Origin of the sequence: Agrobacterium rosae, from assembly GCF_002915175.1 — a bacterium.
GTDB classification, from domain to species: domain Bacteria; phylum Pseudomonadota; class Alphaproteobacteria; order Rhizobiales; family Rhizobiaceae; genus Agrobacterium; species Agrobacterium rosae.
The window spans coordinates 164,804-177,296 of record NZ_NXEJ01000006.1; the positions used below are offsets into that span (position 1 = coordinate 164,804).

General features: G+C 57.9%; 8 protein-coding genes. 5 read left to right on the forward strand and 3 right to left on the reverse strand.

Annotated features, from left to right (window positions below; all coding sequences use genetic code 11):
* The first annotated feature begins 205 nt into the window (after positions 1 to 205).
* Together glyS and CPJ18_RS11940 are read left to right on the forward strand one after the other, a co-directional pair.
* On the forward strand, positions 206 to 2,563 hold the full coding sequence (gene glyS / locus CPJ18_RS11930; protein ID WP_103658502.1) for a glycine--tRNA ligase subunit beta: 2,358 nt from the start codon (positions 206 to 208) through the stop codon (positions 2,561 to 2,563).
* A 219-nt stretch (positions 2,564 to 2,782) separates the two neighbouring features.
* The gene (locus CPJ18_RS11940) at positions 2,783 to 3,286 is read left to right on the forward strand and encodes a 2-thiouracil desulfurase family protein (protein WP_103658504.1); all 504 of its coding nucleotides are present in this window, start codon (positions 2,783 to 2,785) and stop codon (positions 3,284 to 3,286) included.
* A gap of 65 nt (positions 3,287 to 3,351) precedes the next feature.
* On the opposite strand, the gene CPJ18_RS11945 is transcribed toward CPJ18_RS11940, so the two are convergent.
* The 3 genes from CPJ18_RS11945 to purD form a co-directional block, all read right to left on the reverse strand.
* A complete protein-coding gene (locus CPJ18_RS11945) occupies positions 3,352 to 5,181 on the reverse strand; it encodes a methyl-accepting chemotaxis protein (protein ID WP_103658507.1) in 1,830 nt (609 codons plus the stop codon).
* A 269-nt stretch (positions 5,182 to 5,450) separates the two neighbouring features.
* On the reverse strand, positions 5,451 to 5,918 hold the full coding sequence (locus CPJ18_RS11950; RefSeq protein ID WP_146258682.1) for a plant virulence effector HPE1-like domain-containing protein: 468 nt from the start codon (positions 5,916 to 5,918) through the stop codon (positions 5,451 to 5,453).
* A gap of 99 nt (positions 5,919 to 6,017) precedes the next feature.
* Positions 6,018 to 7,295, reverse strand: coding sequence for a phosphoribosylamine--glycine ligase (purD, locus tag CPJ18_RS11955; protein WP_103659088.1), 1,278 nt, complete (start codon positions 7,293 to 7,295; stop codon positions 6,018 to 6,020).
* 172 nt (positions 7,296 to 7,467) lie between these two features.
* Between purD and CPJ18_RS11960 the strand changes: the two genes are divergently transcribed.
* From CPJ18_RS11960 to ubiA, 3 genes are all read left to right on the forward strand, one after another.
* On the forward strand, positions 7,468 to 9,780 hold the full coding sequence (locus CPJ18_RS11960) for a Tex family protein (protein WP_103658511.1): 2,313 nt from the start codon (positions 7,468 to 7,470) through the stop codon (positions 9,778 to 9,780).
* A 374-nt stretch (positions 9,781 to 10,154) separates the two neighbouring features.
* Positions 10,155 to 11,411, forward strand: coding sequence for a cyclopropane fatty acid synthase (locus CPJ18_RS11970; RefSeq protein WP_103658513.1), 1,257 nt, complete (start codon positions 10,155 to 10,157; stop codon positions 11,409 to 11,411).
* Positions 11,412 to 11,480: 69 nt separating this feature from the next.
* Complete coding sequence (ubiA, locus tag CPJ18_RS11975) at positions 11,481 to 12,434, forward strand: 4-hydroxybenzoate octaprenyltransferase (protein ID WP_103658515.1); 954 nt, start codon at positions 11,481 to 11,483, stop codon at positions 12,432 to 12,434.
* Positions 12,435 to 12,493: the final 59 nt, after the last annotated feature.

The window sequence follows — 12,493 nt, forward strand, 5'->3', positions numbered from 1 at the left end:
GCGCGGCGGATGCTTCGAGGCTTTGTCCTTCGGCCAAAGCACCTCAGCATGAGGGCGGTGGGCGTGGCAGCTACGAAGACAACGTGTATAAGCCACACCCGCAAACGCCAACAGCAGAACCTCCACCCGATATTAACAATTGTGCACCCGCCTCAAATTTTGCTAGCAGAGGCCAACCGAAAATCCATCAGACCGGAAAATAGATATGCCTGATCTTCTGCTCGAACTTCGCTCCGAGGAAATCCCCGCCCGCATGCAGCGCAAGGCGGCGGGTGATCTGAAGAAGCTTGTTACCGATGCGCTGGTGGAAGCAGGCCTGACCTATGAGGGTGCGCGCGAATATTGGACGCCGCGCCGCCTGACGCTGGATATTCGCGGCCTCAATGCGCGCTCTGCCGATGTGCGTGAGGAAAAGAAGGGTCCGCGGACCGACTCCAATGAGAAGGCCATTGAGGGCTTTTTGCGCGGTGCCGGTCTGTCGTCGGTCTCGGAAGCGCAGGTCGTCAGCGATCCGAAGAAGGGTGATTTCTATATCGCCATCATCAACAAGCCGGGCCGCCCGGCGGAAGATATCATTGCGGATGTGATGCCCGGCATTATCAGGGGTTTCCCGTGGCCGAAATCCATGCGCTCCGGCTCGGCCTCCATGCCGAAGGGTTCAAGCTATGGCGGCATCGAGGGCAAGGGGTCTGAAAGCCTGCGCTGGGTGCGTCCGCTGCAATCCATCGTCTGCCTGTTCGGCCCTGAACATGACGAGACGAAGATCATTCCTTTCGAGATCGACGGCATCGTTGCATCCAACATCACCTATGGCCACCGCTTCCATGCGCCTGAAGCCATCACCGTTCGCCGGTTCGAGGATTATTCCGCCAATCTGGAAAAAGCCAAGGTCATTCTGGATGCCGAGCGCCGCAAGGACATCATTCTGCACGACGCCAAGGATTTGGCATTCGCCAACGGTCTGGACCTGGTGGAGGATGAGGGTCTGCTGGAAGAGGTCTCCGGCCTGGTGGAATGGCCGCAGGTGCTGATTGGCACATTCGAGGAAGATTACCTCGAAATCCCCGCCGAAATCATCCGCCTCACCATCAAGACCAACCAGAAGTGTTTCGTCACCCGTCCACAGGGTGCGACCGAAGGCCTCTCCAACCGCTTCATTCTGGTCTCCAACATCGAGGCGAAAGATGGCGGCAAGGAAATCATGCACGGCAACGGCAAGGTCGTGCGCGCCCGCCTGTCGGATGCCAAACATTTCTGGACCCGCGACCAGGGCGACCTGCCGGACCTTGAAACGCTAAAAGATTCCGCCGCAAAGTTTGACTTGGACCTGACCAAGCCGCTGGACCAGCGCATGGCCAAGCTGGATGCGCTGAACGTCACGTTCCACGCGAAGCTCGGCACACAGGGTGAGCGCGTGGCGCGCATCCGTGAACTGGCCAAGCAGCTTGCACCGGTCATCGGTGCCGATGCTGATCTCGTAGACCGCGCCGTGGTTCTTGCCAAAGCCGACCTGCGCACAGAAGCCGTTGGTGAATTCCCGGAACTGCAGGGCCTGATGGGCCGCAAATACGCGGCGCTTCAGGGTGAACCATCATCAGTCGCCGCCGCGATAGAAGATCATTGGAAGCCCAATGGCCCCTCCGACCGTCTGCCGGAAGATAAGGTTGGTTTGACCGTAGCGCTCGCCGACAAGCTCGACACCCTCGTCGGCTTCTGGGCCATCGATGAAAAGCCGACGGGTTCGAAAGACCCGTTTGCGCTGCGTCGTGCGGCGCTGGGTGTGGTCCGGATGATTTTGGAGCGGAATGTTCGGTTGGGCCTAGCGGACATATTTATATTCTCGGGGCGGCACTTGCTTGCTCAATTTCTGAAGGCTGATGCTCGGCAATTTGATGTTTTAAGCCGGATAATTGAGAAGCAATATATCGGCGGCTGGTTAGGCCAGTTGGCAGGTAATGAGAATAGTGATGACGCAAACTATAAGATGTACGGGTTTGATGAGATCAACAAACTACCAATCCAGGCATGGGAGGAAAGTCGCGCTTCAGACCTCCTCTCTTTCTTCCATGATCGCCTCAAAGTCTACCTCCGCGATCTCGGCGCTCGCTACGATCTCATCGAAGCTGTCCTCACGCCCGAGACCGACGATCTACTCATGGTCGCCCGTCGCGTCGAAGCGCTGACGGCTTTCGTGACGGATCAGGATGGCATCAACCTTCTGGCCGGCACCAAGCGGGCCACCCAGCTTCTGGCTGCGGAAGAAAAGAAGGGAACTGTGGTGGCTGACAGCGTTTCGGAAGAGTTGCTGAAGCTCGACGCGGAAAAGGCGCTCTACGCTGCCATCAAGACCGCATCCGCCGATGCCGCCAAGGCCGTCGAGACGGAGGACTTCCGCTCCGCCATGCAGGCGCTTTCGACGCTGCGCGCACCGGTCGATAAGTTCTTCGAAGACGTCCTCGTCAATGATGAAGACAACGCCATCCGCGCCAACCGTCTGGCCCTGCTCAAGGCCATTCGCGAAGCGACGGGAACGGTTGCGGATTTTTCGAAGATCAGTGGATGAGGTTGACAGGGGGCGTAGAGTGCGTCGCTCACCCCCCTCTGCCCTGCCGGGCATCTCCCCCACAGGTGGGGAGATCGACTCGCAGATAGCACTCGACCATCTTGAGCGTTGTGGAGACGATCTGTGATGACGGTGCGGATGAACCAGCGAGCTTGCGCCCAGCTAATCTCCCCACCTGTGGGGGAGATGCCCGGCAGGGCAGAGGGGGGCTAGCCACGCATGAAAACATTCAACGACCAGCCCGCAAAAATCCTCATTAGCGCCTGCCTGCTCGGCCATGCCGTCCGCTATGATGGTAAAGGCAAGCCGCTTGCTCATCCTGCCATCGAGCGCTGGAAAGCCGAGGGCAGGTTGGTGACGATCTGTCCGGAGATGGCGGGTGGGATGGCTGTTCCGCGTCCACCTGCGGAAATAGAGAAGGGTGCTTCTGGTCTCGATGTGCTGGAAGGGCGCGCTCGCGTTTTGGAAGTCACCGGTGGTGATGTCACGACGCAATTTATAGCCGGAGCTCAAAAGGCGCTGGCGTTCGCAAAAGCCAATGATTGCGCCTATGCCCTGCTGATCGACGGCAGCCCCTCCTGCGGGTCGGTTGCGATCTATGATGGCTCCTTTTCAGGTCGCAAACATGCGGGAAACGGCGTCACCGCAGCATTGCTTCAACAGGCCGGTATCGCGGTCTATCCCGATCACCAGATCGATGATCTCGCCAGCCGTCTCAGCTAATTTATAAAAAAAACGCCGGAGATTTCTCCCCGGCGTTTTCGTGTGTTGCATGATGTCTGCGCGGTTCAGCTCGCGCGGCGCATTTCCTGTGCCATGCCGTGCAGGCTGCCGTTCTGGGAGCCGGAGACGCGGAAGGTGCGGATGAGGTTGAGCAGTTCTTCGGTATCCACGGAGAGCGATTCTGCCGATGCCGTGGTTTCTTCGGCCATGGCGGCATTGTGCTGCGTTGCCAGATCCAGTTGGTTCACCGAAGACGAGATGGAGCGCAGGGTCGTGTCCTGTTCGGATGCCGAATGCGCGATCTTGCCGACGATTTCGTTGGCCGATTTGATCTGGTCGGAGATGCGCTTGAGCGCTTCGCCGGCCTCGCCAACAAGGCGAACGCCGTTCTGCACCTGGGTGGAGGAGCGGGCGATCTGGTCCTTGATTTCCTTGGCGGCAGCCGCGGAGCGCTGGGCCAGTTCGCGCACTTCCTGGGCAACCACGGCAAAGCCCTTGCCGGATTCACCGGCACGTGCGGCCTCGACACCGGCATTCAGCGCCAGAAGGTTGGTCTGGAAGGCAATTTCATCGATCACGCCGATGATCTTGGAAATCTCGGCGGAAGACTGTTCGATGCCGGTCATTGCGCCAATGGCTTCTTCCACCACGCGGTCGCTGCGGGTGGCTTCGGTGCTGACGGCACCCACGCGCTTTGCTGCTTCATGCGCGCCGTCTGCGGTTTGGCGCACGGCAACGGTCAATTCGTCAAGGGCGGCAGACGTCTCTTCCAGATTGGCAGCCTGACGTTCGGTGCGCTGCGAAAGCTCGCTGGATGCCTTGCGGATTTCATCCTTGGAACCGCCGATGTCGATACCCTTGGAATTCACCCGCGCCATGGCGGCATCGAGATGCGCCAGCGCTTCGTTGAAGTTGTCGCGCAGATCGGCATAGCGTGTGCCAAGGTCGCGGCAGCGAACGGTCAGATCGCCCTGTGCCAGTTTTTCCAAGGCTTCGCCAATGGTGGCCACCACGCGTGCCTGAAGTTCGGCTTCGCCGCGCTGGGTGTCCAGGTTGGCCTGGCGTTCCGAGTTCATCTGTTCCTGCTGCTCGTCCTGATGGCGCTGCATCGCATGGCGCTCCCGGACTTTTTCCTGCAGAGCCTTCGTCGCGTTGGCCATCATGCCGATTTCGTTTTTCATGCCCGTATGGGGAACGGTCAGGTCGATGTTTTCATTGGCGACTTCGCCCAGCGCCTTGTGAATATCATTGAGCGGCTTGGAAATTCCGCGAATGACGAGATAGGCGGCGATGAGGCCCAGAACGAAAACGAACAGCCCGATGGACAGCGCCTTGACGATGGTGGAACGCACCTGCGCCTGAAGGTCATCGATATAGACCCCCGTCACGACAGCCACCTTCCATGGCTCGAATGCCATCGTGTAGGAACTCTTAAGGAAAGTGTCGCCCTCAAAGCCCGGCTTTGGACCGTAGAAGGTAGCTTCACCGCCGCCTGCGCGGGCAAGCCGCACCAGTTCGTCGCGGTAGGCGAAGCCCTTGCTATCGGTCTTGCCCTTCAGGCTTTGTCCTACGCGCTTGGCTTCCGGATGGAACACCACCGTCACGTCGTAATCATAGCCGAAAATATAGCCATCCGGTACGTAACGCATGGCCGAAACCGTTTCGAACGCTTGGGCCATGGCCTGTTCGTGGGTCAGCGTGCCAGCCTTTTCCTTGTCGTAGAAGGACTGGAAAATGGCAATGGACGACTGCACCTGTGTGCGCAGCATGTTGTAACGTTCCTGATAGATCGCATCGACAGACGATTTGATCTGGACGTAGGTGGCCAGCGTAAAGGCTGCCATCAGCGCAACCACCAGCAGGATCAGTTGGCGGGAAATCGGCAAGTTCTTCATGAGTGCTCACAGAGGTACTGCTCCGCAGCTGAACGGCGACGGGCGATTGAAATGCATTTTCAGAAGGAGCGCATGATGCGCGATACATGTGCACTCATCGCACGACCTAATAAAGTCATAGCTTTAAAAATTTGAATAAATATTTAAGTTTCAGCCAATGAAAGTGATCTGCAAGAATTATTGTAGGATTTATATCTTGCAGCGCTGGTTTTCTCCGCCTTCGGTTGCTTGCGAGAACGAAGAGTAACTCGAGAAGACGGCTGTAAGCTTTACTGGGATTGTCGCAACATTACCCCGTCAAGCACCAGCGGGGCGGACATATTCGCAGTCAACGGCGGCGCAATGTCTTTTTCAACGACATTCTCAATTGCTGACGTCTTCACCAGCCTATCGATCGTCGGTGTGTTTTCTGTACCTGCCGTTGAGGTGTCCTCAGCGGGCAGCCAGGCCGGATTGTTGCTGACATAGGTGACAGGCGAACCGCCGAGCCACGCTTCCGTGCGCACAATCTGTTTCTTGCCGTTCACATCACGAATGGAAATATCTTGCGTGCCCGGTGTGAGAGAAGGGGCAACATTCGCGGTTTTCAGCTTTGCTTTGAACGGAGGACACGCTTCGCATAAAACGGATACGACGCTGTCGTTGCCGGTGCGGTTTCCCTTAATGACTTCGATGGACGACGCCATAGCAGAACCGCTTGCGAGCACAATCGCTATTGTCAGCAAAGTCCTGCTCATGAAAACACCCGTTTCGTCGCTTGAATACAGGTGGAGTTTTACCGGAACTTCCTTTCCAACCGGTCAGGAATTTTGGTAAATATTGAACGAAATCCGGTACTATCGATCTTGTTTTTCGCGGGCCACCGCCTGCCAGCCAATGTCACTGCGGCTAAAACCATTGTCCCATTTCACCTCTTTGGCGAGGGCATAGGCGCGGCTCTGCGCTTCGGTAACGGTCTTGGCAAAAGCCGTCACGTTCAGCACGCGCCCGCCGGTGGCGACCAATTGGCCGTCCTTCAGCGCGGTGCCGGCATGAAACACCTTGGCGTCTTCACGGGCTTCGGGAATGTGCGCGATCGGCGTGTTCTTGTCGTAGGAGGCGGGATAACCCTTGGAGGCCAGAACGACGGTTAGCGCGGCATCATCGCGCCACTCGGCCGTGACCTGATCCAACGTACCGGTGGCTGTGGCATGGAGAATGGGCAGCAGGTCGCTTTTCAGGCGCATCATCAGCACCTGGCATTCGGGGTCACCGAAGCGCACATTATATTCGATCAGTTCCGGGCCTTTTTGCGTGATCATCAAGCCTGCGAAAAACACGCCGGAGAAGGGATTTCCGTCCTTCGCCATGCCTGAAATCGTCGGCTCGATGATTTCCTTCATGGTCCGCTCGACCATCTCAGGCGTCATGACCGGGGCGGGAGAGTAAGCACCCATGCCGCCGGTATTTGGGCCGGTGTCGCCATCGCCAACGCGCTTATGGTCCTGCGCGGTGGCGAGCGCCAGGGCCGTCTTGCCATCGGAAAGGCAGAAGAAACTGGCTTCCTCGCCATCCAGAAAAGCTTCCACGACGACTTCCGCGCCTGCAGAGCCGAAAGCACCATCAAAACAATCATCTATGGCAGACACCGCCTCGGCCTCGGTTATGGCAACCGTGACGCCTTTGCCCGCTGCCAGCCCATCCGCCTTGATGACGATAGGCGCGCCCTGTTGGCGCACATATTCTTTGGCTGGCTTGGCAGCTTTGAAGCGCTTGTAAGCACCGGTCGGAATATCGTAACGGGCGCAGAGATCCTTGGTGAATCCTTTGGAGCCTTCCAGCTGCGCTGCGGCCTTTGATGGGCCGAAGGTGGCGATGCCAACGGCGCGCAGATCATCCGCGAGACCAGCAACCAGCGGTGCCTCCGGACCGACGATGACGAAGTCGATGTCGTTTTCCTTGGTAAAGGCAATGACAGCGGCGTGGTCTTCAACATCAAGCGTTACAAGCGTCGCGTGTTCGGCAATGCCGGGATTGCCGGGGGCGGCAAAAAGCTGAGTGAGGCGGGGGGACTGGGCGATTTTCCACGCCAGTGCATGTTCGCGTCCGCCGGAACCGATCAACAGAACTTTCATGGTCAACACCCCTGTCATCTCGTGTTTTATCGTGTTGTTGGGGCGTTAAGGGCCAAGGGCTGAAAGGTCAAGCGCGGCGCATGCTTTTCTGTGGAATCGCGGAACCTTCTTGTTGTCATGCCATAATCAGTATCTATGTTCGGGCAAATTTCAAAACAGTCCAGAGAACCATATGTCCGCAGATAATGCCCGCCTCGCTCCCCTTATCGCTTCCGAAATCAACGCCCGTGCCGAACAGGTGACTGCGGCGATTGCGCTGCTGGATGAAGGCGCAACCGTTCCCTTCATTTCCCGCTACCGTAAGGAAGTGACCGGCGGTCTTGACGATACGCAGCTTCGCACGCTGGCTGAGCGGTTGTCCTATCTGCGCGAACTGAATGCCCGCCGGGCTTCGATCACTGAATCCATCAACGGTCAGGGCAAGATGACCGATGAGCTGTTGCGCAAGATCGTCTCGGCCACGACGAAGGCGGAACTCGAAGACCTTTACCTGCCCTATAAACCCAAGCGCCGAACCCGCGCCGAAATTGCCCGTGAGCGCGGTCTTGGACCGCTGGCGCAAGCGATCTGGGACAATCGCGGCGCTGATCCGGCCACTTTGGCGCAGGCCTATGTTCAGGGCGAAGTGGCAGACGTGAAGGCAGCGCTTGAGGGCGCTCGTGACATCGTAGCCGAAACCATGACTGAGAATGCCGATCTGCTGGGCCGTCTGCGTGATTACATGCGCCGCAACGCCACCTTCCGCGCCAAGGTGGTGGAAGGAAAGCAGGCGACAGGCGAAAAATTCTCCGACTATTTCGACCATTCCGAAAAATGGGCGACGGTGCCGGGCCACCGCGCCTTGGCCATGCTGCGCGGCTGGAACGAGGAAGTTCTGACGCTGACCATCGATGTCGATGCGGATGATCCGTCGCCGGTCAAACCGGCGCAGCGCACCATCGCCAGCGCATTCGATATCCGCAGCGCTGGCCCTGCGGATGCGTGGCTGATGGAGGTCGCGGGCTGGACGTGGCGCGTAAAGCTTTCCATGTCGCTATCGCTTGATCTGATGCGCGAATTGCGCGAGCGTTCTGAAGAAGAGGCAATCCACGTCTTTGCCCGTAACCTCAAGGATCTGCTGCTGGCAGCACCTGCCGGTTCGCGCGCCACCATGGGTCTCGATCCCGGCATCCGCACCGGCGTCAAGGTCGCCATCATCGATGGCACCGGCAAGCTGCTGGAAACGACGACCGTCTATCCATTCCCGCCAAAGAATGACATTCGCGGCACGCAGGCAGAGCTTGCGAGCCTCATCAAGAAACACAATGTCGAGCTGATTTCCATCGGCAACGGCACCGGCAGCCGCGAAACGGAACGGCTGGTGGCAGACATGCTGGGGCAACTGAGTGGCGCAAAGCCCACCAAGGTCATCGTATCAGAAGCGGGCGCGTCGATCTATTCCGCCTCGGCCAGTGCCGCTGCGGAATTTCCCAATCTCGACGTAACATTGCGTGGCGCGGTTTCCATCGCCCGCCGCCTGCAGGACCCGCTGGCGGAGCTGGTGAAGATCGAGCCGAAGTCCATCGGCGTCGGCCAGTACCAGCACGATGTCGATCAGGGCAAGCTTTCGCGCTCGCTGGATGCTGTCGTGGAAGATGCGGTGAATGCTGTCGGCGTCGATCTTAACACGGCATCCGCTCCGCTTCTGTCACGCGTTTCCGGCCTCGGCGCATCGATTGCCGACGCCATCGTTCTGCATCGTGACCAGACGGGACCGTTTGCCAGCCGCAAGGAACTGTTGAAAGTGCCACGCCTGGGACAGCGCACATTCGAGCAATGCGCGGGCTTTTTGCGCATTACCAATGGCAAGGAGCCACTGGATTCGTCTTCCGTACACCCGGAAGCTTACGGCGTGGCCAAGAAGATCGTCGCCGCCTGCGGTCGCGATCTGCGCTCTGTCATGGGCGATAGTGCCGCGTTGAAATCGCTCGACCCGAAACAGTTCATCGATGAGCAGTTCGGTCTTCCGACCGTCAAGGATATCATTGCCGAACTGGAAAAGCCGGGCCGCGACCCGCGCCCGAGCTTCAAGACAGCAACCTTTGCAGATGGCGTGGACGAAATCACCGACCTGAAACCCGGCATGCTGCTGGAAGGCACGGTTACGAACGTCGCCGCCTTCGGTGCCTTCGTGGATATCGGCGTGCACCAGGATGGCCTCGTCCACGTGTCGCAGCTTGCAGATCGCTTCATCAAGGACCCGCATGAGGTGGTGAAGGCTGGCGATGTGGTGAAAGTGCGTGTGGTGGAAGTGGACGTGAAACGCAAACGCATTGGCCTCACCATGCGCAAGGATGGCGGCGAGGCTGCGCCCCAGCCCATGCGCGAAAAGGGCAACGCCAATGCCATGCGGCATGCTAGTGCAAAGCCGCAGCCGCGCGCTGAGACGGCGCCACCCGGCGGTGCATTGGCGGCGGCTTTGGCTGAGGCGATGAAGAAGCGGTGAGGGGTGAAACGCCTTCTTTCACGGTGTGCAGGACGCAGATTTAGACGGTAGTGGGTGTGGCTTACCCCCCTCTGCCCTGCCGGGCATCTCCCCCACAAGGAGGGAGATCGGCTGGGCTCCTGCTCATCACCCTATCCGCAGCCTTCAAGATGGCCGAGCGGTTTCCACGAGTCGATCTCCCCACCTGTGGGGGGAGATGTCCGGCAGGACAGAGGGGGGTAAGCCCACCCACCGTCGCTTCCCCTCTATTAAAACCCAAAGAACCAATCTGAAATCATTCAATATTTTTGAAAATAGAGTGGCTTGAAACTTTGTATGAAAGGGATAGCTTAATTCCAAATTGATAAGTGAGACTTAGCTTATTAGGGGATGAAATGGCCTCGTCTTTGCATGCTTTACTTGGAAAAATAGTCAAGACCGGCAATCTGGTCGTTACCGGCCCAAGTGGGCTGCACGTTTACGGCGATGGTACCGGAAAACGGGTTGCCCTCAACTTTACCGATGATGCGGCGATGGATGAAATCGCCGCCGATCCGGCGCTGAAGCTGGCGGAAATGTTCATGGAAGGGCGCATGGCTGTCGTTGAAGGCGACATCTATGACTTTCTGGCATTGATCAAAAGCAACACGCTGAGCGAAGCGCTGACAATCGGCATGATCTGGCGTGGCATGGCGCGGATTATTGCAGCGCGCATCAAGATGCATCTGCCGGTCAATCACAACAAGGACAATGTCGCTCACCACTATGATCTCAGCGCCAAGCTGTTCGACCTGTTTCTGGACGAAGACTGGCAATATTCCTGCGCCTATTTCAACCCGCCGGGCATCAGTCTCTATGAAGCGCAGGTCGCCAAGAAGCGGCACATTGCCGCAAAGCTGATGCCGCAACCGGGGCAGCGTGTGCTGGAAATCGGTTCCGGCTGGGGCGGCATGGCCATGTATCTGGCTGAAAGCTCTGATGTGGACGTCACCGGCATTACGCTCAGCGAGGAGCAATTGCGGGTTTCGCGCGACCGGGCGCAGAAACGCGGTCTGGCGGATAAGCTGCGTTTCGAATTACAGGATTATCGCTATCTGTCTGCCGCGCAACCTTTCGACCGCATCGTTTCGGTCGGCATGTTCGAACATGTCGGGCCGACGCATTACCGCGAATATTTCACCAAGGCGGCGGAGTTGCTGGACGATAATGGCGTGATGGTGATGCACTCCATCGGCCAGCCCTATCCGGCGCTGGCGACCAATCCCTTTATCGAAAAATATATTTTCCCCGGCGGATACATTCCCTCGCTGGCGGAGGTTCTGCCTGCGGTGGAAAAATCGGGACTTTTGGTGCGCGACATCGAAATTCTGCCGATGCATTACGCTCACACGCTGCGCAAATGGCGGGAGCGTTTCGTCGCCAACAAGGCAGAGGCCATCGCGATCTACGATGAGCGCTTCTTCCGCATGTGGGAGTTTTATCTGGCTGGCTCTGAAATGGCGTTTACGCACGAAAACTTCTATATTTTCCAGATACAGCTGACCAAACGAGGGGGCGTGGTGCCGGATAATCGCGACTACATCGCAAAAAACGAAGCGCGATTGCTGGAATTTGAAAAGACTCGATCGCCGCTGGAAAAAGTTCTGTTTTGACAGGTGGAGCGTGCCGCATGTGCGGTGTTTTGCTTGACGCTTCGTAAATGCCGAGCGTAGAACGCTGGCATGGTTGACCAAGGTGATCTTTCCGGCCGCGTTTCCGACGCGCCATCCAACAATTGGGTCTATCGGATATTACCGAGGACCCTGTGGCCCTATGCGCAATTGGCCCGTTGGGACCGTCCCATAGGCTGGGAATTGTTGATGTGGCCGTGCTTTTGGTCAGCGGCGATGGCGGCCAATGCGGCGCAGCATCTCGGCACATTCTCTTGGGGCCTTCTGCTCTTCCATCTTTTCCTGTTTTTTGCCGGTTCAGTCGCCATGCGCGGCGCGGGCTGCACCTATAATGATCTGGTCGATCACAAGATCGATATGGCGGTGGCGCGCACCCGCTCGCGTCCGCTGCCGTCGGGACGCGTCAGCCGCAAACAGGCGAAAATCTTCATCGTCATTCAGGCGCTCGTCGGACTTGCGGTGTTGTTGTGCTTCAACGGTTTTGCGATTGTCGTCGGCCTGTCATCCCTGATCTTCGTGGCAATCTATCCCTTCGCCAAGCGCTTCACCAACTGGCCGCAGTTTTTTCTGGGTCTCGCCTTTTCATGGGGGGCATTGATGGGCTGGGCGGGTCAATTCGGGTCGCTGTCTGTCTCACCGGTGCTGCTTTACGTCGGCGCAATCGCCTGGACGATCGGTTATGATACGATCTACGCCCATCAGGATAGGGAAGATGACACGGCCGTCGGCATAGGCTCCACCGCGCTGCTGTTCGGAGATAAGACACATGGCTGGCTGATTGGTCTTTATGGCACAGCGCTCGCCTCCATCTTTGTGGCCTTCCTGACGGCAGGCGTTAACTGGAGTGGCTACCTCGGACTGGTCATCGCGGCGTTTTTGCTGTTCCGGCAGGTGAAGGTGCTGGATATCAACAATGTGGAACAGTGCCTCGCTCTGTTCAAATCCAACAATCGCGTCGGCCTCCTGATTTTTGCAGGTCTGCTTTTGCCGTTGGTCTTCGGTTGATACGAAAAACCCGGCTGCGTTTGATAACGCGCCGGGTTTACCGTTTATCCACAGGATGG